At 73.5% G+C, this 24,832-nt stretch carries 23 protein-coding genes; 9 read left to right on the top strand and 14 right to left on the bottom strand.

The features are described from left to right. Positions 1 to 3: 3 nt before the first annotated feature. Complete coding sequence (locus EV383_RS08625; protein WP_130289428.1) at positions 4 to 480, bottom strand: NUDIX hydrolase; 477 nt, start codon at positions 478 to 480, stop codon at positions 4 to 6. Between the two features lie 93 nt (positions 481 to 573). Between EV383_RS08625 and EV383_RS08620 the strand changes: the two genes are divergently transcribed. Beyond that, complete coding sequence (locus EV383_RS08620) at positions 574 to 1,578, top strand: alpha/beta fold hydrolase (RefSeq protein ID WP_130289427.1); 1,005 nt, start codon at positions 574 to 576, stop codon at positions 1,576 to 1,578. A gap of 151 nt (positions 1,579 to 1,729) precedes the next feature. Here EV383_RS08620 and EV383_RS08615 read toward each other — a convergent pair whose 3' ends face one another. From EV383_RS08615 to EV383_RS08600, 4 genes are all read right to left on the bottom strand, one after another. Beyond that, entirely contained in the window at positions 1,730 to 4,645 is a 2,916-nt protein-coding gene (locus tag EV383_RS08615) for a vitamin B12-dependent ribonucleotide reductase (RefSeq protein ID WP_130289426.1), read from the bottom strand. 111 nt (positions 4,646 to 4,756) lie between these two features. Continuing rightward, a complete protein-coding gene (gene nrdR, locus EV383_RS08610) occupies positions 4,757 to 5,245 on the bottom strand; it encodes a transcriptional regulator NrdR (protein ID WP_130289425.1) in 489 nt (162 codons plus the stop codon). Between the two features lie 386 nt (positions 5,246 to 5,631). After that, complete coding sequence (locus EV383_RS08605; RefSeq protein WP_130289424.1) at positions 5,632 to 6,180, bottom strand: hypothetical protein; 549 nt, start codon at positions 6,178 to 6,180, stop codon at positions 5,632 to 5,634. Positions 6,181 to 6,316: 136 nt separating this feature from the next. After that, on the bottom strand, positions 6,317 to 6,766 hold the full coding sequence (locus EV383_RS08600; protein ID WP_130289423.1) for a hypothetical protein: 450 nt from the start codon (positions 6,764 to 6,766) through the stop codon (positions 6,317 to 6,319). 210 nt (positions 6,767 to 6,976) lie between these two features. Here EV383_RS08600 and lexA point away from each other — a divergent pair, with 210 nt between their 5' ends. Continuing rightward, the gene (lexA, locus tag EV383_RS08595; protein ID WP_130289422.1) at positions 6,977 to 7,708 is read left to right on the top strand and encodes a transcriptional repressor LexA; all 732 of its coding nucleotides are present in this window, start codon (positions 6,977 to 6,979) and stop codon (positions 7,706 to 7,708) included. 55 nt (positions 7,709 to 7,763) lie between these two features. Here lexA and EV383_RS08590 read toward each other — a convergent pair whose 3' ends face one another. Both EV383_RS08590 and hflX read right to left on the bottom strand, forming a co-directional pair. After that, positions 7,764 to 8,384: a hypothetical protein gene (locus EV383_RS08590; protein WP_130289421.1), complete on the bottom strand. Its 621-nt coding sequence runs from the start codon at positions 8,382 to 8,384 to the stop codon at positions 7,764 to 7,766. A 497-nt stretch (positions 8,385 to 8,881) separates the two neighbouring features. Continuing rightward, the gene (gene hflX, locus EV383_RS08585) at positions 8,882 to 10,288 is read right to left on the bottom strand and encodes a GTPase HflX (protein ID WP_242623430.1); all 1,407 of its coding nucleotides are present in this window, start codon (positions 10,286 to 10,288) and stop codon (positions 8,882 to 8,884) included. Positions 10,289 to 10,605: 317 nt separating this feature from the next. Between hflX and EV383_RS08580 the strand changes: the two genes are divergently transcribed. Continuing rightward, a complete protein-coding gene (locus tag EV383_RS08580) occupies positions 10,606 to 11,802 on the top strand; it encodes an alpha/beta hydrolase family protein (protein WP_130289419.1) in 1,197 nt (398 codons plus the stop codon). A 6-nt stretch (positions 11,803 to 11,808) separates the two neighbouring features. Here the strand turns inward: EV383_RS08580 and dapF are convergent, their stop codons facing one another. Genes dapF through EV383_RS08565 form a run of 3 tightly spaced genes read right to left on the bottom strand, consistent with a single transcriptional unit; the run spans position 11,809 to position 14,366 of the window. Then, positions 11,809 to 12,681 carry a diaminopimelate epimerase gene (gene dapF / locus EV383_RS08575; protein WP_130289418.1) on the bottom strand — a complete coding sequence of 291 codons (873 nt, stop codon included), beginning with the start codon at positions 12,679 to 12,681 and terminating at the stop codon, positions 11,809 to 11,811. 9 nt (positions 12,682 to 12,690) lie between these two features. After that, positions 12,691 to 13,659, bottom strand: a complete 969-nt coding sequence (miaA, locus tag EV383_RS08570) for a tRNA (adenosine(37)-N6)-dimethylallyltransferase MiaA (protein ID WP_242622972.1) — start codon at positions 13,657 to 13,659, stop codon at positions 12,691 to 12,693. Beyond that, on the bottom strand, positions 13,644 to 14,366 hold the full coding sequence (locus EV383_RS08565; protein WP_130289417.1) for a class III extradiol ring-cleavage dioxygenase family protein: 723 nt from the start codon (positions 14,364 to 14,366) through the stop codon (positions 13,644 to 13,646). The genes miaA and EV383_RS08565 overlap by 16 nt, the downstream gene beginning before the upstream one ends. Before the next feature lie 508 nt (positions 14,367 to 14,874). Here EV383_RS08565 and EV383_RS08560 point away from each other — a divergent pair. Next, on the top strand, positions 14,875 to 16,146 hold the full coding sequence (locus EV383_RS08560) for a DUF349 domain-containing protein (RefSeq protein ID WP_207223764.1): 1,272 nt from the start codon (positions 14,875 to 14,877) through the stop codon (positions 16,144 to 16,146). Between the two features lie 29 nt (positions 16,147 to 16,175). Here the strand turns inward: EV383_RS08560 and EV383_RS08555 are convergent, their stop codons facing one another. Continuing rightward, positions 16,176 to 16,664 carry an Rv2732c family membrane protein gene (locus EV383_RS08555; protein WP_130289415.1) on the bottom strand — a complete coding sequence of 163 codons (489 nt, stop codon included), beginning with the start codon at positions 16,662 to 16,664 and terminating at the stop codon, positions 16,176 to 16,178. Further along, the gene (miaB, locus tag EV383_RS08550) at positions 16,661 to 18,196 is read right to left on the bottom strand and encodes a tRNA (N6-isopentenyl adenosine(37)-C2)-methylthiotransferase MiaB (RefSeq protein WP_207223467.1); all 1,536 of its coding nucleotides are present in this window, start codon (positions 18,194 to 18,196) and stop codon (positions 16,661 to 16,663) included. Before miaB ends, EV383_RS08555 begins: the two co-directional genes overlap by 4 nt. A 99-nt stretch (positions 18,197 to 18,295) precedes the next feature. Here miaB and EV383_RS08545 point away from each other — a divergent pair, with 99 nt between their 5' ends. Continuing rightward, positions 18,296 to 19,279 (top strand): TAXI family TRAP transporter solute-binding subunit, encoded by a 984-nt coding sequence (locus EV383_RS08545; protein ID WP_130289413.1) that lies wholly within the window; start codon positions 18,296 to 18,298, stop codon positions 19,277 to 19,279. Here the strand turns inward: EV383_RS08545 and EV383_RS08540 are convergent. Continuing rightward, on the bottom strand, positions 19,273 to 20,673 hold the full coding sequence (locus EV383_RS08540) for a sensor histidine kinase (RefSeq protein WP_130289412.1): 1,401 nt from the start codon (positions 20,671 to 20,673) through the stop codon (positions 19,273 to 19,275). The genes EV383_RS08545 and EV383_RS08540 overlap by 7 nt on opposite strands. A gap of 7 nt (positions 20,674 to 20,680) precedes the next feature. Next, positions 20,681 to 21,361, bottom strand: a complete 681-nt coding sequence (locus tag EV383_RS08535) for a response regulator transcription factor (protein WP_130289411.1) — start codon at positions 21,359 to 21,361, stop codon at positions 20,681 to 20,683. Between the two features lie 176 nt (positions 21,362 to 21,537). On the opposite strand from EV383_RS08535, the gene EV383_RS08530 reads away from it, so the two are divergent. From EV383_RS08530 to EV383_RS08515, 4 genes are all read left to right on the top strand, one after another. Continuing rightward, a complete protein-coding gene (locus EV383_RS08530; RefSeq protein WP_130294107.1) occupies positions 21,538 to 22,266 on the top strand; it encodes an amino acid ABC transporter ATP-binding protein in 729 nt (242 codons plus the stop codon). Positions 22,267 to 22,303: 37 nt separating this feature from the next. Next, a complete protein-coding gene (locus EV383_RS08525) occupies positions 22,304 to 23,206 on the top strand; it encodes a glutamate ABC transporter substrate-binding protein (RefSeq protein ID WP_130289410.1) in 903 nt (300 codons plus the stop codon). A gap of 77 nt (positions 23,207 to 23,283) precedes the next feature. Further along, a complete protein-coding gene (locus EV383_RS08520; RefSeq protein ID WP_130289409.1) occupies positions 23,284 to 23,931 on the top strand; it encodes an amino acid ABC transporter permease in 648 nt (215 codons plus the stop codon). Then, complete coding sequence (locus tag EV383_RS08515; protein ID WP_130289408.1) at positions 23,928 to 24,797, top strand: amino acid ABC transporter permease; 870 nt, start codon at positions 23,928 to 23,930, stop codon at positions 24,795 to 24,797. The genes EV383_RS08520 and EV383_RS08515 overlap by 4 nt, the downstream gene beginning before the upstream one ends. Positions 24,798 to 24,832: the final 35 nt, after the last annotated feature.

Raw genomic sequence — 24,832 nt, 5'->3', positions numbered from 1 at the left:
GGATCACGAATCGAAGCCGTGGGTGGTGATCGCGGGCGGGCCCCCGGCGCGGAGCGCCTCGAGGACGGCGAGCTCGTGCGGGACGACCGGGTCGGGCAGCGCGTCGAGGGCGAACCAGGCGACGTCGGCGCTCTTCGCGGCCTCCATCCGGCGCGGCTCGCCCTCCCAGCGCCGGCAGGTGAAGAAGAAGTCGACGCGCTCGTCGATCGCGTTGCCGTTGCCCTGGGTGCGGTGGACCGCCGTCAGCGGGACGAGATCGGCCTCGGCGATCGTGACGCCGAGCTCCTCGGCGGCCTCGCGGACGGCTCCGGCGAGGGCGGACTCCCCCTCCTCGACGTGCCCGGCGGCGGCCGCGGCCCAGTAGCCGTCCCGGAAGCCGGTGTTGCGTCGTAGCTGCAGCAGGACCTCTCCCCCGCCGTCGACGGGGCCGCGGAGCAGCAGGACGTAGGCGGCGGGAACGACGCTGAAACGACTCGTCACACGCCTGACTCTAGGCAGCCGCTCGGCGCAACACCGCGGTAACCGGGCGGGCCTACCGTCTCCCGGAACCGCCCGAGGACCCGAGGAGGCGCCGTGGCCGTCCGGCAGGACCCGCGCAGCCGCGCCGGGGGTGACCGCCTCGGGGTCGTCCCGCCGCGGGACTCCGAGCTGCGGTTCCGCACCGTGCACGGCTACCGGCGGGCGTTCCGGGTCGCCGGGTCCGGCCCTCCGGTGGTGCTGATCCACGGCATCGGGGACAGCTCCGCGACGTGGGAGCCGATCCTGCCCGCGCTGGCGCGCCACCACCTCGTGATCGCCCCGGACCTGCTCGGGCACGGGCACTCGGACAAGCCCCGCGCCGACTACTCGGTCGCCGCCTACGCCAACGGCGTCCGCGACCTGCTCGGCGTGCTCGGCATTCAGCGCGCGACGCTGATCGGGCACTCGCTCGGCGGCGGCGTCGCGATGCAGTTCGCCTACCAGTTCCCCGACCGCACCGAGCGTCTCGTCCTGATCGGCAGCGGCGGCGCCGGGCTGGAGGTGGCGAACGTCCTGCGCGCGGCCAGCCTCCCCGGTGCGCAGACCGTGCTGGCCGCGCTGTCGCTGCCCACCGCGCGCTGGCAGGCCGGACTGGCCGTCCAGATGCTGAAGACGCTCGGCACCGACCTCGGTGTGGACGCCTCCGACCTCCTGCGAATCGTCGACGCCCTGCCCGACGCGACGGCGCGCTCGGCGTTCATCCGGACCCTGCGGGCGGTGGTGGACTGGCGCGGGCAGGTCGTGAGCATGCTGGACCGCTGCTACCTCACCCGCGGGATGCCGACGCTGCTCGTCTGGGGTGCCCGCGACGCCGTCGTCCCGGTCGAGCACGGCCGCCGTGCGCACGAGGCCATGCCGGGCAGCCGGCTGGAGATCTTCGCCGACTCGGGGCACTTCCCGTTCCACACCGACCCGGCGCGCTTCGTCGGGTTGCTGGAGGAGTTCCTGCACTCAACCGAACCGGCGCGGTGGAGCCCGGAGCAGTGGCGCCAGCTCCTGCGCAGCCCCACCACCGGCCCGGACCCGGGCGAGGCCGGGGCGGAGCGCTCCGCCACCTGAGCGGTCACCCGGTCCGACGACCTGGACGAAGGCTCCGCTCGCACGACCGGGGTGGACGGGAGCTCCGTTCGTGCGGAGTCCGAAGGCGACGGCGTCCGGACACGCCGACGGCCCGGCACGGGGGATCCGGTGCCGGGCCGTCGGCGGTGGGTCAGCTGCAGCCGCTGGTGGAGCCGCAGCCCTCGCAGAGGTAGCAGGATCCGGCGGGGCGCATCTTCGTCCCGCAGGTCATGCACAGCGGGGCGTCGGCGGCCTTGCCCAGGCGCAGCTCGAGCAGCTCGGTGGAGCTGCCGACCTCGGCCGGGGCCGGGTCCACCCCGGCGGGCTCGTCGGACTTCGTCGACGCGGGCACCGACGAGCGGAACTCGTCCATGTCCAGGTCACCGTCGGTGCCGTAGTTCTCGTTGACCTGCGCCGTGCGCTCGTCCGCGGAGTAGATGCCCAGCTGGACCCGCTTCTCGTAGGGCAGGTGGTCCAGCGCGAGACGGCGGAACAGGTAGTCCAGGACGCTGGTCGCGATCCGGACGTCCGGGTCGTCGGTCATGCCGGCCGGCTCGAAGCGCAGGTTGGAGAACTTCGAGACGTAGAACTCCAGCGGGATGCCGTACTGCAGCCCGACCGAGATCGACATCGAGAACGCGTCCATCACGCCGGCGAGCGTCGAGCCCTGCTTGCCGAGCTTGACGAAGATCTCGCCCAGGCCGTCGTCGGGGTAGGAGCCGGCGGTCAGGTAGCCCTCGGCGCCGCCGACGGTGAACGAGACGGTCTCGCTGGGGCGCTTCTTCGGCAACCGCCGGCGGACCGGGCGCTGCTCGACGACCGTGACGGTCTCCGGCTCGGCCTTCTTCTCCCCGCCCTTGCCGGCCGAGAGCGGCTGGCCGACCTTGCAGTTGTCGCGGTAGATGGCCAGCGCCTTGAGGCCCAGGCGCCACCCCTCGAGGTAGATCCGCTCGACGTCGGCGACGGTGGCCCGCTCGGGCATGTTCACCGTCTTGGAGATCGCGCCGGACAGGAACGGCTGTGCCGCGGCCATCATCCGGACGTGCCCCATCGCGGGGATGACCCGCTCGCCCATCGCGCAGTCGAACACGTCGTAGTGCTCGGGCTTCATGCCCGGGGCGTCGACGACGTGACCGTGCTCGGCGACGTACTCGACGATCGCCTCGGCCTGCTCGGGCTGGTAGCCGAGGTTGTCCAGGGCGCGGCGCACCGTCTGGTTGACGATCTGCATGGAGCCGCCGCCGACCAGCTTCTTGAACTTGACCAGCGCCAGGTCCGGCTCGATGCCGGTCGTGTCGCAGTCCATCATCAGGCCGATCGTGCCGGTCGGGGCGAGGACGGAGGCCTGCGCGTTGCGCCAGCCGTTGGTCTCGCCGAGCGCCAGGCACTCCTTCCACGTGATCGTGGCCAGCTTCTGGATCGTGGTGCTGGCCGGGTTCGCGCGGATCGCGTCGTTGGCCGCGGAGTGCTTGCGCATGACGCGCTGGTGGGCCTCGGCGTTGCGGGCGTAGCCGTCGTAGGTGCCGACGATCGCGGCCAACTCGGCCGAGCGCTTGTAGGCGGCACCCGTCATCAGCGAGGTGATGGAGCCGGCGACGGCGCGGCCACCCTCGGAGTCGTAGGCGTGCCCGGTCGCCATCAGCAGCGCGCCCAGGTTCGCATAGCCGATGCCCAGCTGGCGGAACTGCCGGGTGGTCTCGGCGATCGGCTCGGTCGGGAAGTCGGCGAAGCAGATCGAGATGTCCATCGCGGTGATGATCAGCTCGACGGCCTTGGCGAACGTCGCGGCGTCGAACTGGTCGTCGTCGCCGAGGAACTTCATCAGGTTCAGCGAGGCCAGGTTGCAGCTGGAGTTGTCCAGGTGCATGTACTCCGAGCACGGGTTCGACGCGGAGATCCGGCCGGACTCCGGGCAGGTGTGCCAGTCGTTGATCGTGGAGTCGTACTGGATGCCGGGGTCGGCGCAGTTCCAGGCCGCCTCGGCGATGCCGTGGAAGAGCTTCTTCGCGCTGACCGTCTCGATGACCTCACCGGTCATCCGGCCGCGCAGGCCGAAGTCGCCGTCCTCCTCGACCGCGCGCATGAACTCGTCGTTCACGCGGATCGAGTTGTTGGCGTTCTGGTACTGCACGGACGTGATGTCCGAGCCGCCCAGGTCCATGTCGAACCCGGCGTCGCGCAGCACCCGGACCTTGGCCTCCTCCTTGGCCTTGGTCTCGACGAACTCCTCGATGTCGGGATGGTCGACGTCGAGGACGACCATCTTCGCCGCGCGACGGGTCGCGCCGCCGGACTTGATGGTGCCCGCGCTGGCGTCGGCACCGCGCATGAACGAGACCGGACCCGAGGCGGTGCCGCCGGAGGACAGGAGCTCCTTCGACGAGCGGATGCGGGAGAGGTTGAGGCCGGCACCGGAGCCGCCCTTGAAGATCAGGCCCTCCTCGCGGTACCAGTTCAGGATCGACTCCATGGTGTCGTCGACCGAGAGGATGAAGCAGGCGCTGACCTGCTGCGGGGAGCTCGTCCCGACGTTGAACCAGACCGGCGAGTTGAAGCTGAACACCTGGTGCAGCAGCATCCAGGTCAGCTCGTGGTCGAAGATCTCGGCGTCGGCGTCGGTGGCGAAGTAGCCGTTCTCGATGCCGGCGCGGCGGTAGGTACCGACCACGCGGTCGATCAGGTCGCGCAGGCTCGACTCGCGCTGCGGACTGCCGACGGCGCCGCGGAAGTACTTGCTCGTGACGATGTTGGTCGCGTTCACCGACCAGTCCGACGGGAACTCCACGCCGCGCTGCTCGAAGTTGACCGTGCCGTCGCGCCAGTTCGTCATGACGACGTCGCGGCGCTCCCAGGTCACCTCGTCATACGGGTGGCTCCCGGCGGTCGTGAACACACGTCCCACCGTCAGCCCGGCGCGGCCGCCCTTGTCCGCGGCGCGTGCCCCGTTCTTGCCGGAGCGGGCGGTGCGGGTCTTCCCCTGCTCCGCGGCACCGTGGGTGCCGGCTCCGTTCGTTGCAGCGTCTGCGGCCTGCTCGGCCGCCGTCGGGCCCCCGACGGTTTCGGTCATGAACGTCTTCTTCCGTTGTCGACGAATCCTTGAGCCCGCGCCCTCAGGGCAGCGCGGACCGCGGTGCCGTCCACGGTTTCCCGCACCCGACACCGTGCCCCTCCGGCTCACTCAGCCCGGCGGGGCGCCACCTGTTCCGTCGACTGCTTCCCCGGCAGCCGCAGAACGCAGGTCGGCGATCTCCTTCTCGAAATCCTCGATCGACGAGAACGCGCGGTAGACGCTCGCGAAGCGCAGGTATGCGACCTCGTCGAGCTCACGCAGCGGTCCGAGGATCGCCAGCCCCACCTCGTGGCTGGGGATCTCGGCCGCACCGCCCGCCCGTACGCACTCCTCGACCTTGTGTGCCAGCTGTTGCAGGTCGTCCTCGTCGACGGGCCGGCCCTGGCACGCCCTCCGGACGCCGCTCACCACCTTGGGGCGGCTGAACGGCTCGGTCACCCCGCTGCGCTTGACGACGGCCAACACGGCTTCCTCGACCGTGGTGAACCGTTTGGCACAGGCGGCGCACGACCGGCGACGGCGCGTGGCGGTCCCGTCGTCGGCGGTCCGGGAGTCGATCACACGGGAGTCCGGGTGACGGCAGAACGGGCAGCGCATGCGCGAACTCCCCTCCCGAACTCCTGATCATGTCCCCAACTTGTGGGAGAACGACACGAATGTAACCCCTACATGTAGGGGTGCGCCACCAGCGATGGCATTCCCCGCATCACTTCGCCCGATCGTGCGCAGCAGCGTCGCACACCGGTGATCGGCCGCCGTAGCAGCTCGGCCGGGACCGCCGGAACGTCCGCCCAGCTCAGCGGGTCGTCCTTCCCGGGGGCGCCGTCCGCAGCACCCGGCGGAGGCCGTCCGCCCGCCGGTCGCATCGGGGACACGCCGGGGTGACGCGCCGGGCGGGTCGTCGCCCGAGCCCCCGGGCGGTCCGGCGTCCCGACCCGGGCACCACGGTCAGGGCGGCCCGACGGGCGGCCCGACCGCGCGCGTCAGCGCGAGGACCCCACACCCGACGGCACGACGCCGTCCGACCCTGGCGACGGCACCGACCACGCGGGAGCCGAGTACCCCGGCTCCGGGGACGGAACACCGACGCCCGGGGCGTCGACCCGCCCGGCGGAGGCGTCGGCGAGCAGGCCCAGGACGACGACCGCCACGGCGGAGCACAGGACCGTCGCGAGCCCGACGAGGAACCGTTCGGTGCGCGTCCGGACGCGGTGACCCCTCGTCCGGTGTCCGGCGGTGCGGGCCGGCACCAGGCACGCCCGCGTCCGCGGCGCCCGCTCCGGCACCGCGGCGGCACCGGCGATAGCGGCCGGCAGAACGGGGACCGGCACCGCACCGGGGGCGCCGGCCGTGTCCGGCCCGGGAACGCACACCCGGCGCCGGGGCGCGAGCGGCGTCACCGTGGCCGTGCCCGGCCCGGACCGCCGGGCGACGGGAACCCGGCGGCGGGTCCGCCGGCGGCGCCGGTCGGCCCCCGTCCGCGGCCGGGGGATCTCCCCGCCGGTCCGGACCATCACGTCGAGCTCTTCCATGACCCCTCCGCAGTGCTACCCGTCGCCGCTTCCTCGTCGCCACCGCACCGGCCACCGAGGACCGGTCGAACGCGCGTGCGAAAGGTGTAACAGCGACCCCCGACAAAAACGGGTGGGCGGCCGCACGCGCCCGTCGTCAGAAGCCGTGGAGAACGGTCACCGGGGCGATCGGAGCACCGTTCGCCGCGGCCGAGGCGTCGGCGAGCAGCCCGAGCCCGAACACCACGGCCGCCGATGCGAGCACCAGGCCCGCCCCCGCGACCAGACGGCGCATCCGGTACCGGGCGGCCGAGACCACGGCGCGCGGCGCGAGCGGCACCGGACCGGGGCACAGCGCCACGCCGCGTGCGGCGGACCGGGTCCGGCCGGGCGCGGTCCGCGCCGGGACGGGGCGGTCCCGGCGAACCGACGTCCTCTGTCGCGCAACCACGGCGACCCCGGACGCCGGACGGCGACCGGCGCCGGACCGCACGGACCGCGCGGTCCGGATGTCACGGACGTCCTCGGCACCGGCGACCCGGACGGACGGGTGGCGGCGACCGTCGACGGGCACGTCGCGGGTCTCCTGCAGCTCGTACGTGATCACGGCCCTGCCCCTCACCGGGCCCGGTTCTCGCACCGGGCTCCTGTCGACGAATCGCACTGATGTTCGATCGAACGCTCGTGCGAGTGTCTACCACCGAGCCCCGACAGAAATCCACGACATACCGGCGTGTCGTTCGAACATGTGTTTGGCGATCGTGCCGGTGGCGACTACCGTTCGAACTCGAACGAATCCTTGAGGAGGCGAGATCGCATGGCAGCGGACGAGTCCGGAACCGGCACGACCGCCGGTCCCGGGGCCGGGAACGTGCGTGACTTCCCCGATCCTGCGGCGGACACGCGTGCCCTGACCCCCCGCCAGCGCAAGGTGCTCGCGGTGATCCGGGACTGGGTGGAGCGCTTCGGCTACCCGCCGAGCGTGCGCGAGATCGGCGACGCGGTCGGGCTGACCTCCACGTCGTCGGTGCACCACCAGCTGCGGACGCTGGAGAAGAAGGGGTTCCTGCGCCGGGACCCGAACCGCACCCGTGCGGTCGACGTGCGCAGCCCCGACACCGGCGAGAGCTCCGAGAACGACGGCGACCCGTCGGCGGTGCGGTCCGAGCGGCCGTCCCCGGCGTTCGTGCCGCTGCTCGGCGACATCGCCGCCGGTGGCCCGATCCTGGCCGAGCAGGCCGTGCAGAGCGTGTTCCCGCTCCCCCGCGAGATCGTCGGCGAGGGGACGCTGTTTCTGCTCAACGTCAAGGGCGACTCGATGGTCGAGGCCGCGATCACCGACGGCGACTGGGTCGTGGTGCGTCAGCAGCCGGTGGCCGAGCAGGGCGAGGTGGTCGCCGCGATGATCGACGGCGAGGCCACGGTGAAGACGTTCCGCCGCAAGGACGGGCACGCCTGGCTGATGCCGGCGAACGCGGCCTACCAGCCGATACCCGGTGACGACGCAACCATCCTGGGCCGGGTCGTGGCGGTGCTGCGGCGCCTGTGACGCCCCTGTCGCCCCGTGCCCTCACCGGAGGGAACAGCGCCGAGCGGGCGGGGCGTCAGTGGCGGCGCCGGCCGTGCACCGTCATCGCGACGCCGGCGCCCAGCAGCAGCACGACCACCACGGCACCGCCGAGGACGGCGGGCAGCCATGTGGGGAACGTCCGGGTCGGCGGTGCCTGCGCCGGTTGCGCCTGTGCCGCCGCGCCCGGGGCGAGGGCCGCGGCGACCGCACCGGGCACCGTGCGGATCCCGGCCGGACGCCCGCTCCGGGTCTCGGACCCGGACAGCAGCGTCCCGTCACCGGTGAGCGCGACCGCCTCGCCCTGCGGTTCGTCCGGTAGCGGTATCCGGACGGGTGCCCCGGTCAGGGCCGTCACGATCGCGTCCGCGGAGGCGCCGTCGCGCAGCGGGAACAGCCACGCGTCGGTGTAGGTGCGCAGGGCGAGCGCGCGGCCCCCGGTCGCGGTCGCGGGGCTCAACCCGGCCCCGGTGACCGTGCGGCTGCCGATCCCGCCGAGCGGGCCACCGGCCGTCGACGACACCGGGAGCACCACCTGGCCGGCCCGCACCAGCGGGGTCGGCCCGGGCTCGGCGAGCGGGCCCGACGGCCGGTAGACCCCGGCCGCGCCGGAGGCCTTGGTGACGATCACCGGGACGCCGTCGTCGCCGACGGCCATCGCCTCGGCGTCGCGCGGCCCGTCCGGATAGGTGAGCCGGTACAGGCGCGGCGGGCCGGTGCGCGGCAGGACGATCAGCGCGACCGAGTCCCGGCGGCCGGCGTTGTCGCCGATGTCGGCGAGCCACAGCGCGCCGTCCGGGCCGAGGGCGAGGTCCTCGACGTCGGCGGGGTCGATCCGGGCGGAGCGGGTGCCGGTGACGGCGCAGGTCGCCGGGTCGATGCGGTAGGCGACCGATCGCGAGCCGCTGTCGACGATCCCCCACAGCTCCCCGCCGCCGCCGGGGCCGCCGCCGCGGCCGCCGCCCGGACCGCCGTCGGAGATCAGGCCGGACAGCTCGTCGAGCCGGTCGTCGGTGATCGTGCATCCCGGCCCGGGTGAGGGCTGCGCGGGCGAAGGGGTCGCCGCCGACGCCGCTCCGGCCCCACCCGGGACCGGGGTGGTCAGGAGGAGGGCGGCGGCCAGAACGAGCGTCGAACCGCTACGGAACGCCCTGCTCAGGGCCGCGACTTGCCGGAACCGGCCACGGACCGCGTCCCGGCCGTGACGAACGCCGACACCGCCGTGCCCAGCTCCGGGCTGACCCGGGCGTGCAGACGGGTGCCCTCCGGGGTGTGCTCCTCGGACAGCACCTCGCCCTCGTCGTGCACCCGCGCGACCAGGCCGCCCTCGGTGTAGGGCAGCAGCAGGTCGACCTCGTACTCCGGGTGCGGCAACAGCTCGGCGATCCGGTCGCGCAGCTTGGTGATCCCGTCGCCGCGGCGCGCCGAGACGAACACGGCCTCGCCGGCCAGCGCCCCGCGCAGCCGGGCCAGGGCCAGGTCACCCGCGGCGTCGGTCTTGTTCACCACGAGCAGCTCGCGCGGCATCGTTCCGCCCTGCTGCTCCCCGATCTCGACCAGGACCTGGCGCACGGCCGAGATCTGCTCGTCCGGGAACGCGTCGGAGGCGTCCACGACGTGCACCAGCAGGTCGGCCTCCGCGGCCTCCTCCAGCGTCGACCGGAACGCCTCGACGAGCTGGTGCGGCAGGTGCCGCACGAACCCGACCGTGTCGGTGAGGGTGTAGTGCCGCCCGTCCGGGGTCTCGGCCTTGCGGGTGGTCGGGTCCAGCGTCGCGAACAGCGAGTCCTGGACCAGCACACCGGCGTCGGTGAGCGCGTTGAGCAGGCTGGACTTGCCGGCGTTGGTGTAGCCGACGATGGCCACCGACGGCACCTCGTAGCGGCGGCGGTTGCCGCGCTGGGTCTCCCGGACCCGGCGCATCGCACCGATCTCGCGGCGCAGCTTGGACATGCGGGTCCGGATCCGGCGGCGGTCCAGCTCGATCTTCGTCTCACCGGGGCCGCGGCCACCGATGCCGACGCCGTTCGCGGCCCGTCCACCGACCTGCCGGGACAGCGCCTCACCCCAGCCGCGCAGTCGCGGCAGCAGGTAGGACAGCTGGGCCAGCTCGACCTGGGCCTTGCCGTCCCGGGAACGGGCGTGCTGGGCGAAGATGTCGAGGATCAACGCGGTCCGGTCGATGACCTTGACCTTGAGCTTCTCCTCGAGCTGGCGCAGCTGACCGGGCGAGAGCTCGCCGTCGCAGATCACGGTGTCCGCCCCGGCCGCGCGCACCGCGGAGTCGAGCTCGGAGACCTTGCCGGCGCCGATGAACGTCGACGGGTCGGGGTTCGTGCGGCGCTGCACCAGGCCGTCGAGCACCTGGGAGCCGGCCGTCTCGGCCAGGCGGGCGAGCTCGGCGAGCGAGGCGTTGGCCTGCTCGGAGGAGCCCTCGGTCCAGACGCCGACCAGCACGACCCGCTCCAGGCGCAGCTGCCGGTACTCGACCTCGGTGACGTCGGTGAGCTCGGTGGAGAGCCCGGCGACACGGCGCAGCGAGGACCGCTCCTCCAGGTCCATCTCACCGGAGGAGGGGTTCCCGCCACGCGGGGCGGGGGCACGGGAGGCACGCGGCGCGCGGACGGGCTCGTCGACGGTGTCCACGGCAGGGGTCACGTCGGGGTTGCGCGGGGCCGGGTCGTTCAGTGGGGCTTCAGTCATGTTCCCTCCATGCTCCCACGTCTCGCGCCCCCGTGTCCGCCTCCTTTCGTCGGGGTGCCACCGGGGTGTTCCGGACGCAGTCCGGGGCCGAACGGCGCAACCCTTCGCGGGAACCGCGACGCGGGACCCGATCGGGAGCACAGTCACGGCCACATCCGCGGCGAGAGGTGGACCCCGTGCGTCCGTTCTTCAAGAACCACGACTTCGACTTCGCCACCAGGATCGCGCTCGGCGGGGTCTTCCACCGCGCCGCCGACGTCGGCGAGGTCCTGGCGACGGTCGAGCACGTTCCCCACGGCAGGGCTCCGGCGTGGGTCCGGGCGTGGACGGCGACCGCCGACCGGCTCGTCACCGGGGCGGGCGCGCGCGCCGCGTCCGGGCACCGGCGTTCGGCGGCGGCGCAGTACCTGCGGGCGTCGAACTACTACGCCGTCGCCTCGGACCAGGCCGCGGACCACGAGGAGTTCGCCGGCCTGTGGGAACGCCACCGCGAGGCGTGGGACCGGTTCGCCGACCTCACCGACGTCGCGGTCGAGCGGATCGAGATCCCGTACGAGGGCACGACGCTGCCCGGCTACCTGTTCCGGTCCGGTCCGACGGACGAGCCCCGCCGCACCCTGGTCCACAACAACGGCAGCGACGGCTCCGTCGTCGGCGCCTGGGTCGGCGGGATCGCCGACGCGCTGGCGCGGGGCTGGAACGCCGTCACGTTCGACGGGCCCGGGCAGAACGCGGCCCTGGTCCGCCAGGCAATCCCGTTCCGACCGGACTGGGAGAAGGTGATCACCCCGGTGCTCGACCACCTGGCCGCGCGCCCGGAGGTCGACCCGTCCGCCGTCGCGCTGATGGGGATCAGCCAGGGCGGTTACTGGGTGCCGCGGGCGCTGGCGTTCGAGCACCGCGTCGCCGCCGCCGTCGCCGACCCGGGTGTCGTCGACGTCGCGACCGTGATGCTTTCGCAGATCCCGCACCCGCTGGTGACGCTGCTCGACGAGGGCGACCGGGACAAGTTCGACCGCGAGATGGGCTGGGCACTGAAGCTCTCCCCCGCCACCGCGGCGATGATGGCGGCCCGGATGCGTCCCTACGGCGTGACGTCGGCGTTCGACTTCTTCACCGCCGCACGCGCCTACGCCCTCACCGACGAGATGATCGGGGAGATCACCTGCCCCGTCCTGGTCACCGACCCGGAGCACGAGCAGTTCTGGCCCGGCCAGTCCCGGCGCCTCTACGACGCGCTGCGCTCCCCGAAGGACATCGTCGCGTTCACCGAGGACGAGGGCGCGGACTCGCACTGCGAGCCGGCCGCGGCCGGGCTGCGCGGGGAACGGATCTTCGACTGGCTCGACGAGCAGGTCCCCGCCCGGGGCTGAGCCGGCTCAGGCCAGGGCATCCCACCACGTCCGGTCCAGCTCGCCGTGCGCGACGAGCTCGGCCGGTCCGTGCAGCGTCGTCGCACCGGGCTCGACGGTGACCCGCAGGGCTCCGCCGGGGGTGGCGACGTGGACGTCGCCGGTGTCGCGGCCGGCCGCGCGCAGGGCGGCGACGACGGCGGCGACGGTCCCGGTGCCGCACGACCGGGTCTCCCCCACCCCGCGCTCGTGCACCCGCATCCGCACGGCGTCGCCGTCCGGACCGGCGGCGACCGGCGTCACGAACTCGACGTTGACGCCGTGCGGGAACAGCGACGCGTCGTGCGACGGGGCGCGGGTCAGGTCCAGGGTGTCCGGGTCGGTCGCGCCCACGCAGGCCAGGTGCGGGTTGCCGACGTCGATCGCGACCCCGCCGAACGCGACGCCGTCGACGACCGCGGTGGACTCGGCACCGATCCGGGCCGGGCCCATCCCGACCGAGACGACGGTGTCCGCGCCCGAGCCGGTGACCGTCACCGTGCGGACGCCGGCACGGGTGCCCAGCGGGCCGTCGCCGCCCCAGCCGCGGTCGCGCAGGTAGCGGCCGAACACCCGGACACCGTTGCCGCACATCTCCGCGGCCGAGCCGTCGGCGTTGCGGTAGTCCATGAACCACTCGACACCGGGCTCCGGGTCCGGCACACCGGCAACCCCGGCCACCTTCGCCCACCGCACCACCCGCAGCACCCCGTCCGCACCCAGACCGCGGCGGCGGTCGCACAGCGCGGCGACGCGGGCCGCGGTCAGGTCGAGCGAGGCGTCCGGGTCGGGCAGCACGACGAAGTCGTTCTGCGTGCCGTGGCCCTTGGTGAACGCGACGCCGTGGGTGGACGAGCTCATGCGACCAGCCTACGACCGGGCCGCGCCCCGGCTCCCGACGGCGTGCACGGCGTCGAGGGCGCGCTCGAGCAGGTCCGGGTCGGCGCCGTCGAGCCAGCGGATGCGCTTGTCGCGGCGGAACCAGGACCGCTGACGGCGGACGAACCGCCGGGTCGCCCGCACGGTCTCGGACCGGACCCGTTCCAGGGCCGCCGCGGTCAGCTCGGCGTCGTCGGACCCGGCCTCGTCCAGCGCGTCGAGCACCTGGCTGTAGCCCAGCGCACGCGACGCCGTGGGGCCGTCGCGCAGGCCGCGCCGCAGCAGCGCACGGGTCTCGGCGACCATCCCGCCGGCCAGCATCGCGTCCACCCGGACCGCGATCCGCTCGTCGAGCACGCCCGTGTCGCGGTCCACCCCGATCAGCACGGCGTCGTAGCGGGGCACGGCGGCGGCGGGCATCCGGGCCCGGAACGGCTTCCCGGTCAGCGCGATCACCTCCAGCGCGCGCACGATCCGGCGTCCGTTGCTCGGCAGGACGTCGGCCGCGGCGGCGGGGTCGCGCTCGGCGAGGCGCCGGTGCAGCGCCGCGGCGCCGAGGGTGTCCAGCTCGGTCTGCAGCTGCGCCCGCAGCTCCGGGTCGGTGCCCGGGAACTCCAGCTCGTCGACGACGGCCTGGACGTAGAGCCCGGACCCTCCGACCAGCACCGGTGTGCGGCCGGCCGCCCGCAACGCCTCGACGTCGGCGCGGGCGTGCCGCTGGTAGGCCGCCACCGAGGCCGCCTCAGTGACGTCGAGGACGTCGAGCTGGTGGTGCGGCACACCGCGGCGCTCACCGACCGGCAGCTTCGCGGTCCCGACGTCGAGGCCTCGGTAGAGCTGCATGGCGTCGGCGTTGACGACCTCTCCGCCGCAGCGCAGCGCGAGGTCGAGCGCGAGGTCGGACTTGCCGGTGGCGGTCGGGCCGACCACGGCCACCAGCGGCGTCAGCTCCGGTGCCACGTCGCCACGTGGTAGGCCACGCCGTAGGGGATCGAGGTGTGGCGCAGCCTCCCGGTCCACGTCCCACCGGCCCGCGCCGCGCCGGCCAGCACCTGCCACGGCGCGCGGCCGGCCGCCCACAGCTCGCGGGCGAGTTCCGGGTCCAGCTCGGCGAGCGGCTCCGGGTCGGCGGCGTCCAGTGCGGCGGCGACGACGGCGTCGAAGGCCTCGGCGCGCTCGTCGAAACCGCCCGGGGACGTCGCGGTGTGCCGGGCCGCACCGTCGCCGACCACCAGGAGACCGACGTCCTCGGCCCCGGTGGCGGCCAGCTCGGCCCCGAGCGCGAGGCAGTCCGCCGGCGACGCGTCCGGGGAGATCAGCTCGCCGCGCACCCGCAGGTCGGTACCGGTGCCCGCGGCGGCCCACCCGGCGATCAGCAGCGGCAGCGGCAGGCGGGGGCCCTCGTCGTCGACCCGTCCTACTCCCCCGGGCAGCACGACCGGGACGTCGCGCCCGTACCCGGCGAACGTGCCGGTGGTGCCGGGCTCGACGCTGCGCCGCCCGCCGGAGTCGGCGCCGACCACGATCCACGACCGGGTGGCCTCGGCGAGCGCGGCGGCGGTGTCGCGGCACGCCTCCCGCAGCGCCTCGGTCTCCACGGCGGCACCCCCCGTCAGCTCCGGCACGAGCAACGGGGGCTGGGGCAGGACGGCGATCACGGAGAGCACGGACGCCGAGGATAGGGCTCCTCCGCCGCCCACCCCGACACACCCGGCGACGAACGGCGCCACGGCCTGGTCACGGCCGCGACGACGGTTCACCGATGGGCACCCGCCGCTGACGGCGCGCAGCGTCTCCCGGAGGGCCTCAGCGGTTCCCCTGGACGGTGCCGACCTGCTTGAATCGCCGGTCCGACGGTTGTCACGAACCGGTCGGCGCGCGTACGGCTCCGCCTGTCGGCGGGGCGCCCGCCGCGACACCGCGGCGGGCCGAACGAGGAGGACATCGGTGCCCGACACAGACCCCGCCCGGTCCGCCCCCGACCGGTCGGTCGAGGACAGCACGGTCCAGGAGAGCCACGCCGCAGGGACAGTCGCAGGGACGGAGGCCGGCGACACCGGTTCCGGTCCGGTCCCCGGCCCGCGCAACGGCTCGTCGGGCCCGGTCCCCGGTCCTCCACCCTCCGCCCGGCCCGGGCCGCCGCCGGCCCGTCCGGGCCCGCCGCCGGCCGCCGCGGTGCCCCGCCCCCGCCCGGTCGCGCCGCCCGCCGCGCAGCCCTCGCCCGTCCCCGCGAGCTCGCCGGACCCGTCCCGCTGGGGCCGCGCCGACGACGACGGCACCATCCACCTGATCACCGCCGACGGCGAGCGCGTGGTCGGCTCGTTCCAGGCCGGGACCCCGCAGGAGGGGCTGGAGCACTACGCCCGCCGCTTCGACGACCTGGTCACCGAGACCGAGGTGCTGGCCGCGCGGCTCGAGGCCGGTGGCGACGCCAAGGCCACCCGGACCGGCATCACGGCCCTGCTCGAGGGCCTCGACACGGCGTCGGTCGTCGGTGACGTCGCGGCGCTGCGGTCGCGGCTCGACGACCTCGTCGGGCGCGCCGAGTCCGGTGTCGCCGCGGCCAAGGCCGACCGCGACAAGGCCCGCGCCGACGCGCTCGCGCGCAAGGAGGCCCTCGCCGTCGAGGCCGAGAAGATGGCCGAGGACTCCACGCAGTGGAAGGAGGCCGGCGATCGCTACAAGGCGATCCTCGACGAGTGGCGCACGATCAAGGGTGTCGACCGCAAGACCGACGAGGCGCTCTGGAAGCGCTTCTCCAAGGCCCGCGAGTCGTTCAACCGCCGCCGCGGCTCGCACTTCGCCGACCTCGACCGCCAGCGCACCGTGGCCAAGGAGCGCAAGGAGGAGCTCGCCGTCGAGGCCGAGGCCCTGGCCGACTCCGACGACTGGGCCGCCACCGCCACCCGCTACCGCGACCTGATGGCCGAGTGGAAGGCCGCCGGCCGCGCGCACCGCGACACCGACGACGCGCTGTGGGCCCGCTTCCGCGGCGCTCAGGACGCGTTCTTCGCCCGCCGCAACGCCTCCTTCGCCGAGCGCGACGCCGAGTTCGCGGCGAACGCCGAGGCCAAGCGCACGCTGCTGGCCGAGGCCGAGAAGATCGACCTGTCCGACCCGGACTCGGCGCGGTCCGCCCTGCGCGGCATCCAGGCCCGCTGGGAGGACATCGGCAAGGTCCCGCGCGACGACATCCGCACCCTCGAGGGCCGGCTGCGCAGCGTCGAGGAGAAGGTCTCCGACGCCGCGGACAAGCAGTGGCGCCGCAGCGATCCGGAGGCCCTGGCCCGTCTGGACCAGTTCCGGACGAAGGTCACCCAGTTCGAGGCGCAGGCGGAGAAGGCCCGCGCGGCCGGTGACGCCCGCCGCGAGGCCGAGGCCCAGCGCCAGGCCGACCAGTGGCGGGAGTGGCTCTCCGCCGCCGAGCAGGCCGTCGAGCAGCGCTGAGGGGGCGGGGGTGACCCGGGCGGCGGGGCTCAGCCCCGGCGCAGGGCCACCCCGGCCCAGGTGAACGTCAGGACGAGGACGCCGATCGCGCCGAGGACGAGCCCCACCTGCGGGGGTGCGAGGCCGCTGTCGGCGCCGATCTGGCGCGACCAGATCGCCCAGATCCCGTTGACGGTGGAGATCCCGCAGCCGATCGCGCACACGAACGCGATCGCCCACCGTCGCGTCACCAGCGCCAGCATCGAGCCCAGCACGCCGAACGCGATGAGCGTGAAGGTGAACAGGCGCGGCAGCGGGCCGTAGGAGGCGATCCCGGCGAACACCTGCCAGCCCGGGCTGCCACCGATCCACGGCAGCAGTACCGAGCCGATCAGCACCAGGACGCCGACCGAGACCACGAGCGCCCGCGCACCGGGGTCGAACCGGCGCTCGATCTGCTCCGGCAGTCCGGCGACCTGGGCGTTGAGCTCACGCAGCTCCTCGGGGAGCTCGGCCCGCGAGCGCCGCTCGTCGCTCATCGGGCACCGGAGGTGGTCGTCACGGCGCTGGGTCGCATGGGGTCTCCGCTGCTGTCGGGGGTGCTACAGCCACCGGTCCGTGGTGGCAGAGCGTCCGGCTTGCCGAACGCCGGCAGACCCAGTGTCGTCGGGGCGGGCCCGGTCCGCGTGCCGGACTCGTACGCGTCACCGGCGCGGGTGCGGCGGTGGGTGAGCACCCCGCCGTCGGCGACGAGGTGGTGCGGGGCGCCGTAGTCGACGCGCACGGTCACCACGTCGCCCGGTCGCGGAACGGCGGCGCCCGGCGCGAAGTGCACCAGACGGCCGTCGCGGGCCCGCCCGGACATCCGGTGGGTGGCGCCGTCCTTGCGGCCCTCGCCGCCGGCGACCAGCACCTCGAGCTCGCGGCCCTCCTGGGCGCGGTTCCCGGCCCAGGAGATCTCCTCCTGCAGCGCGGTGAGCCGCATGTAGCGCTCCTGCACGACGGCCTTGGGCAGCTGACCGTCCAGCTCCGCGGCGGGCGTCCCGGGGCGCGGGGAGTACTGGAACGTGAACGCGTTGGTGAACCGCGCGCGCCGCACCACGTCGAGGGTGGCCTCGAAGTCGTCCTCGGTCTCGCCGGGGAACCCGACGATGATGTCGGTGGAGATCGCGGCGTCCGGGATCGACTCGCGCACCTCGTCGAGGATCGCCAGGAACCGTGACGACCGGTAGGAGCGCCGCATCCGCCGCAGCACGTCGTCGGAGCCGGACTGCAGCGGCATGTGCAGCTGCGGGCAGACGTTCGGCGTCTGCGCCATCGCGGCGATCACGTCGGAGGTGAAGTCGCGCGGGTGCGGAGAGGTGAAGCGGACCCGCTCCAGCCCTTCGACGTCGCCGCAGGAGCGCAGGAGCTTCGCGAAGGCCCCCCGGCTCATCTCCCCACCGAACTCCTGCCCGTAGGCGTTCACGTTCTGCCCGAGCAGGGTCACCTCCAGCACGCCGTCGGCGGCCAGTGCCTGGACTTCGGCCAGCACGTCGCCGGGACGGCGGTCCTTCTCCTTGCCGCGCAGCGCGGGCACGATGCAGAACGTGCAGGTGTTGTTGCAGCCCACCGAGATCGACACCCAGCCGGCGTAGGCGGACTCGCGCCGCGCGGGCAGCGTCGAGGGGAACACCTCGAGCGACTCGACGATCTCGACCTCGGCGCGGGCGTTGTGCCGGGCGCGTTCGAGCAGCACCGGCAGCGCGTGCACGTTGTGCGTGCCGAACACGACGTCCACCCACGGTGCACGCTTCACGATCGTGTCGCGGTCCTTCTGGGCCAGGCACCCGCCGACCGCGATCTGCATGTCCGGGCGCTCGCGCTTGATCGGCGCCAGGTGGCTGAGGTTGCCGTAGAGCTTGTTGTCCGCGTTCTCGCGCACCGCGCACGTGTTGAACACGACGACGTCGGCGGAGTCGGGCTCGCCCGCCCGGGAGTACCCGGCGGCCTCGAGCAGCCCGGCCATCCGCTCGGAGTCGTGCACGTTCATCTGGCACCCGTAGGTGCGCACGGCGTAACTGCGGCTCACAGCCACCGAGGGTAGGCGCCGGGACTGCCGGCCCGTCGCACCACCCGTGTCCCTGCTCCGGACTCGACCGCGAGGGGCCCGCACCGCCACAATGCGCGCGTGCAGCCGGGGGGATCACCGCAGCTACGACGGCGCGTCGTGCTGCGCGCCGCCGGCGTCGCCGGGCTGGGCCTCGCCCTGCCCGGTGTCGCGGCCTGCACCGGCTCCGCACCGGCGCGGGAGCTGGTGTTCGCCGGCGGGGTCCGGCCCGGCGTCTACCTGAGCCTGGCCCAGACCTTGGCCGGCATCTGGGCCCGGCGCCTCGAGCTCGACCCCGCCCCGCGGGTGCTGTCCACGGCCGGGTCCGGGCAGAACATGGAGCTCCTCGGCGACGGCACCGCGCAGGTCGCGATCAGCCAGATCGACGTGGCCGAGGTGTTCGCGAACCGGATCGACGCCGCGGCGCCGCTCGCCCCGCGGGCGCTGGCCCGGCTCTACGACGACGCCACGCACGTCGTCGTCCGCCGCGAGTCGCGCCTCACCCGTCTCACCGACCTGCGCGACGCCCGGGTGTCGATCGGGCCGTCGGGCAGCGGCTACCAGCCGATCGCGATCCGGCTGCTCGACGTCGCCGGCATCGGGGTCGCCGGACTCGGCACGCGCGCCGAGCTGGGCCTGGCCGACGCGACGGCCGCCCTGCGGGAGGGCCGGATCGACGCGTTCTTCTGGTCCGGCGGCATCCCCACCGAGGGCATCCAGGCACTCGCGCGGGAGCTGCCGATCCGGCTGCTCGACCTCGGGGACGTACTCCCCCGGCTGCGCGAGCGCTTCCCGGTCTACTCGGTGGGCACCGTCCCGGCCGACACGTACGGCCTGCCCGGTCCGATCAGCACGCTGACCGTGCGCAACGCCCTGCTCGTCACCGCGTCGATGGGCATCGAGGAGGCGCGGAACCTGATCGACGCGGCGTTCCGGGAGCAGCCACTCCTGGCCGCGGCGAGCCCCGCCGCGGTCACCGTCGACTCCCGCTCCGCGATCGGCACCCAGCCGATCCCGCTGCACCCGGGGGCGCAGGAGTTCTACCGGTCGACGAAGGGCTACTGACCCGTCGCCCGCAGCAGCGCGGTCACCACGAGCCCACCGCCCGCATCGGACCCGAGCCGGAACTCCCCGCCCGCGAGCTCGACCGTGCGCTCGGCGATGGCCAGCCCCAGCCCGCTGCCCTCCACATTGGTCTGCCCCGGGGCCCGCCAGAACCGGTCGGTCGCCCGCGCCATCGCCTCGGCGTCCATCCCCGGACCGCCGTCGGCCACCGCGACGCCGACCCGGTCGCCGGCGCGCAGGGTCCGGACCCGGATCTCGGCGCCGGAGGGCGTGTACTTCAACGCGTTGTCCAGCACGGCGTCCAGGACGGTCTCGATCCCGCCGGGCGCGATCCGCGCGCGCAGCCCGCGCGGCCCGGTCCGGCGCAGCGTCACCCCCTGGTGCTCGGCGAGCGGGCGCCACGCCTCCAGCCGGTCGTCGACGGCGGCATCCACATCGGACTCCCCGTCGCCGTCGGGGACGCGTTCGGCACGCGCCAGGGCGAGCAGGCCGTCCAGCACGCGGGACAGGCGTTCGGCCTCCTCCAGCGCGGCGACGTGGTCGTCCGCGGCGTCCGGGTCCACCTGGCCATCGAGATTGGACAGACGCAGGTGCAGGGCGGTCAGCGGGTTGCGCAGCTGGTGGCTGGCGTCGGCGACGAACGCACGCTGGGTGGTCATGGCCTGGGTGACGGTCTCGGTCATCCGGTCGAACGACGTCGAGAGCCGCCGCAGCTCCGGCGGCCCGGCGCGCTCGGCGACCGGCTCGGCGTCGCCCCCGGCCAGCACCGACGACGCGACCCGCCCCATCCCCTCGTCGAGGCGACGGACCGGGCGCAGGATCCAGGCCACCACCGGCAGCGCCACCAGGACGCCGAGCAGCAGCGCCAGCAGCACTGCGCCGGCCACCACGCCCCAGGTGCGCAGCTCGCCGTCGCGCAGGGCGTCGGTCGGCGAGACGGTGACCGCCGCCCCGACCACCTCGCCGTCGACGAGCACCGGCTCGGCCAGGACGATCGGGCGGTCGTCCCAGGGCATCAGCAGGTCGTAGGCCGTGGAGCGCCGCCCGGCCAGCGCCACCCGCAGGCGCTGCTGCGCGTCCGCGGAGAGCTGCGGGGGCTGCTCGCGGGACGAGGCGACGACCTGCCCGGCCCGGTCGTAGACGAGCACCGCCACGCCGTAGACCTGGTCGTAGCGGGCGATCTCGGCGGCGAACGCGACCGTCGAGGACCGGCCGCCGTCGGACTCGATGAGCGGGCGTTGCGCGCCGGAGGCGAAGGAGATCGTGTCGGTGAGCCGGTCGGTGAACACCTCCTCCTGGCTGCGCTGGGCGTCGATCATGCCCAGCGGGACGCCCAGGCCGACCGCGAGCAGCCCCACCAGGGCCAGCACGATCACCAGCAACCGGCTGCGCATCCCCTCGTCACCCGTCGACGGCGAAGCGGTAGCCGACGCCGCGCACGGTCTGCACCAGCTCTGCGCGGCCGAGCTTCGTGCGCAGCGTGGCCACATGCACGTCGAGCGTCCGGTTCGCGCCGGGCCAGCTCTTGCCCCACACCTCGGCGACGATCTGGCTGCGTGTGCAGACCGCACCGTCGGCGCGGGCGAGCATGGCCAGGACCTGGAACTCCTTGCGGGTGAGCGTGACGTTCTCCCCGGCCACGACGACCAGGTGCCGGTCGAGGTCGACCCGCACGTCGCCGATCTCGACGGTGTCCTCCACGGCCCCGTCCGAGCCGGACCCGGCCGGCACCCGCCGTCGCCGGTGGACCGCGTGCACCCGCGCCACCAGCTCGCCGATGTCGTAGGGCTTGACCAGGTAGTCGTCGGCCCCGGAGTGCAGGCCGAGGATCCGGTCGTCGACCTCGCCGCGGGCGGTCACCACGAGCACCGGCACCTCGCTGACCTCGCGGATCGCGCGGCAGACGTCCATCCCGTCGATGTCGGGCAGGCCCAGGTCGAGCAGGACGACGTCGACGCCGTCGAGGCTGTCGACGGCCCCGCGGCCGCGGTCGAGACGAGTGGTGGTCATGCCGTGGCGGTGCAGGGCGGGGCGAAGTGCGGCGGCCACCCGGTCGTCGTCCTCGATCAGCAGGATGTGCACCGCTCCCCTTTCGGCTCCGTCGCCGGGAATGTCGTTATCCCAGCGAAACCCTAAGCGTTGCTCAAGGTGGTGGACTGCTGTGTCCGTTCCGCCCAGGCTTCGGCCCATGCCCGGAGGCCACTATGACCGCTGACACATCGTCGACGTCGTCGGCCCGCTCGTCGAGCGGGACCCCGATGATCAGGATGACCGGAGTCGACAAGCACTTCGGTGATCTCCACGTGCTGCGCGACATCGACCTGGAGGTCGCCCGCGGGCAGGTCGTGGTCGTGCTGGGCCCGTCCGGCTCGGGCAAGTCCACGCTGTGCCGCACGATCAACCGCCTGGAGCCGATCGACTCCGGCGAGATCGCCATCGACGGCACGCCGCTGCCGGCCGAGGGCAAGGCCCTGGCCGGGCTACGCGCCGACGTCGGCATGGTGTTCCAGAGCTTCAACCTCTTCGCGCACAAGACGATCCTCGAGAACGTCACGCTCGCCCCGCAGAAGGTGCGCGGCACCAGGCGGGAGGACGCGGAGAAGGCCGGCATGGTCCTGCTGGAGCGCGTCGGCATCGCGAACCAGAAGGACAAGTACCCCGCACAGCTCTCCGGCGGGCAGCAGCAGCGCGCCGCGATCGCCCGCGCCCTGGCCATGACGCCCAAGGTCATGCTCTTCGACGAGCCGACCTCGGCCCTGGACCCGGAGATGGTCCAGGAGGTCCTGGACACGATGACCGGCCTGGCCTCGGACGGGATGACGATGCTCGTGGTCACCCACGAGATGGGCTTCGCCCGCCGCGCCGCGCACCGCGTGGTGTTCATGTCCGACGGCGAGATCGCCGAGGACTCCACCCCGGAGGCGTTCTTCTCGAAGCCGAAGACGGACCGGGCGCGCGACTTCCTCGGCAAGATCCTCACCCACTGACGGTGCTCCACCCTTCGACCCCGATCGGAGATCGACCATGAAGAAGACACGGATCCTGGTCGCCGGCCTGCTGGCCGGCGTCCTCGCCCTGTCCGCCTGCGGGCGGGAGGGCGGCCCCGCCGGCGCCGAGGCCTCGACGTTCACGCCGACCGTCGCCCAGGGCGTGCAGGTGGCGGGCTCGCCGACGTTCGCCGCGATGCAGCAGCGCGGCCGCGTCGTCATCGGCGTGAAGGACGACCAGCCGGGCCTGGGCTTCAAGGACGCGACGACGAACCAGTACTCCGGGTTCGACATCGACATCGCACGCCAGGTGGCCGCACAGCTCGGCTTCTCCCCGGACAAGATCGACTTCAAGCCGGTCCCGTCGGCCGCGCGCGAGAACGCCATCGCCCGGGGCGAGGTCGACTACTACGTCGGCACCTACTCGATCACCGACAAGCGCAAGGCGCAGATCGCCTTCGCCGGTCCGTACTTCGTCACCGGCCAGGGCCTGCTGGTCCGCTCGGACGAGAACACGATCACCGGCCCGCAGACGCTCAAGGGCAAGAAGGTCTGCTCGGTGACCGGGTCCACCCCGATCCAGCGGGTGCGCGACCAGAGCCTGACCGAGCCCGCGAACATCGTGGAGTTCCAGACCTACACCCAGTGCGTGGACCAGCTGCGCAACCGTCAGGTCGACGTCGTGACCACCGACGAGGCGATCCTCAAGGGCTACGCGGCGCAGGCCCCGGACCAGCTCAAGATCGTCGGCCAGCCCTTCCCGACCCCCGACACCGAGAAGTACGGCATCGGTCTGAAGAAGGACGACACCGCGATCCGCGGCAAGGTCAACGACGTCCTCGAGGCCTCGTTCACCGACGGCACCTGGCAGAAGATCTACGACGGGACGCTGGGCAAGTCCGGCACCCCCGCCTCGCCGCCGGCGCTGAACCGCTACTGACCTCGCTCCGGCCCGGGGTGGGCGGTACGCCGCCCACCCCGGCCCGACCGGCGTGACCGTGCGCGAAAGGGGCAGCGGTGGACGTCCTGTTCGACAACCTCGATCTCTACGGCGTGGCCTTCCTCGGCACGATCGAGCTCTTCGTGGTGGCCGGGATCGGCTCGCTGATCCTGGGCCTGCTGATCGCCGCGCTGCGGGTCAGCCCGGTACCGGCGCTGCGCGCGTTCGGCACCGTCTACGTCAACATCCTGCGCAACACCCCGTTGACGCTGGTGCTGTTCTTCTTCGCCTTCGCCTACCCGCGGCTGGGGCTGGTCGACCTCTCGTTCTTCGCCCTCGCCGCGACCGGGCTCACGCTCTACACCGCCGCGTTCGTCTGCGAGGTGATCCGCTCCGGGGTCAACACCGTCCCGGTCGGGCAGGCCGAGGCGTCGCGGGCGCTGGGCTTCACCTTCACCCAGACGCTGTCGCAGGTGGTGCTCCCCCAGGCCGTCCGCGCCGTCGTCCCGCCGATGACCAACATCCAGATCGCGCTGCTGAAGAACACCACGATCGCGGCCGGGTTCTCCGTCGTCGAGGCCGGCGGCATCTACGCGAACCTGTCCGAGCGCGGCTACAACGTGCTGGTCGGGCTGCTGTGGGTGGCGCTGGGCTTCCTGATCCTGGTGGTCCCGCTGACGCTGCTGCAGCGCCGGCTCGACGCCCGTTGGAGCGTGTCCCGATGAGCAGCGTCCTCTACGACGTCCCCGGCCCGGCGGCGCGGCGGCGCAACACCCTGATCGGTGTCGTCGGCACCCTGGCGGTCGTCGCGATCCTCGGGTTCGTGATCTACCGCTTCTTCGCCGCGGGACAGTTCTCGCCACGGCTGTGGGAGTGGATCCTCTACGTCAACATCCAGTACCTGCTGCTCGACGCGCTGCTGGCGACGCTGAGCGCGTTCGCCGTCGCCGCACTGCTCTCGCTGGTGTTCGGGGCGGTGTTCGCCGGTGGGCGGCTGTCGGACCACCGCTGGGTCCGCGGACCGGCGACGGCGGTGGTGGAGTTCTTCCGCGCCATCCCGCTGCTGGTCCTGATCTTCATCCTGTACTACGGCGTCTCCCGCGGCCTGGGCATCGACATCTCCGCGTTCTGGGCGCTCGTGGCCGGCCTGATGCTCTACAACGGGTCGGTCCTGGCCGAGGTGTTCCGTTCCGGCGTGCGGTCGCTGCCGCGCGGGCAGAGCGAGGCCGCCTACGCGCTGGGGATGCGCAAGACCCAGGTGATGACGACGGTGCTTCTCCCGCAGGCGCTGCGGGCGATGCTGCCGACGATCCTGAGCCAGCTCGTGGTGGTCCTCAAGGACACCGCGCTCGGGTTCATCATCCTGTACCCGGAGCTGCTCTACCAGGCGCGCTTCCTGGGCAGCCAGACCCAGCTCGGGGCGCCGATCCTGCCGGTCGCACTCGTCATCGCGGCGATCTACATCGCGATGTGCCTGCTGCTCTCGGGCCTGTCCAAGCTCCTGGAACGACGGTTGTCGCGCGGCCCGAAGGCCGGCGCGGTCGCCCCGAAGGACCCCGAGCTGGAGCTCGTCGGCGGCGGGGTGCGCTGACCCCCGTGCGCTGACCCCCGTGCGCTGACGACGAT

It is taken from the genome of Pseudonocardia sediminis (genome assembly GCF_004217185.1).
GTDB lineage: Bacteria > Actinomycetota > Actinomycetes > Mycobacteriales > Pseudonocardiaceae > Pseudonocardia > Pseudonocardia sediminis.
This window is presented reverse-complemented; position numbering and strand designations above follow the sequence as displayed.

What these genes read in the sequence shown, in the direction of transcription:
- EV383_RS08555 (WP_130289415.1), bottom strand. Translation starts at nt 16,664, where the DNA reads ATGAGCGACGAGCGGCGCTCGCGGGCCGAGCTCCCCGAGGAGCTGCGT.
- EV383_RS08515 (WP_130289408.1), top strand. Translation starts at nt 23,928, where the DNA reads ATGAGCAGCGTCCTCTACGACGTCCCCGGCCCGGCGGCGCGGCGGCGC.
- EV383_RS08590 (WP_130289421.1), bottom strand. Translation starts at nt 8,384, where the DNA reads ATGGCCGTCGGCGACGACGGCGTCCCGGTGATCGTCACCAAGGCCTCC.
- EV383_RS08530 (WP_130294107.1), top strand. Translation starts at nt 21,538, where the DNA reads ATGATCAGGATGACCGGAGTCGACAAGCACTTCGGTGATCTCCACGTG.
- EV383_RS08605 (WP_130289424.1), bottom strand. Translation starts at nt 6,180, where the DNA reads ATGGAAGAGCTCGACGTGATGGTCCGGACCGGCGGGGAGATCCCCCGG.
- nrdR (WP_130289425.1), bottom strand. Translation starts at nt 5,245, where the DNA reads ATGCGCTGCCCGTTCTGCCGTCACCCGGACTCCCGTGTGATCGACTCC.
- hflX (WP_242623430.1), bottom strand. Translation starts at nt 10,288, where the DNA reads ATGGACCTGGAGGAGCGGTCCTCGCTGCGCCGTGTCGCCGGGCTCTCC.
- dapF (WP_130289418.1), bottom strand. Translation starts at nt 12,681, where the DNA reads ATGAGCTCGTCCACCCACGGCGTCGCGTTCACCAAGGGCCACGGCACG.
- lexA (WP_130289422.1), top strand. Translation starts at nt 6,977, where the DNA reads ATGGCAGCGGACGAGTCCGGAACCGGCACGACCGCCGGTCCCGGGGCC.
- EV383_RS08615 (WP_130289426.1), bottom strand. Translation starts at nt 4,645, where the DNA reads ATGACCGAAACCGTCGGGGGCCCGACGGCGGCCGAGCAGGCCGCAGAC.
- EV383_RS08525 (WP_130289410.1), top strand. Translation starts at nt 22,304, where the DNA reads ATGAAGAAGACACGGATCCTGGTCGCCGGCCTGCTGGCCGGCGTCCTC.
- EV383_RS08540 (WP_130289412.1), bottom strand. Translation starts at nt 20,673, where the DNA reads ATGCGCAGCCGGTTGCTGGTGATCGTGCTGGCCCTGGTGGGGCTGCTC.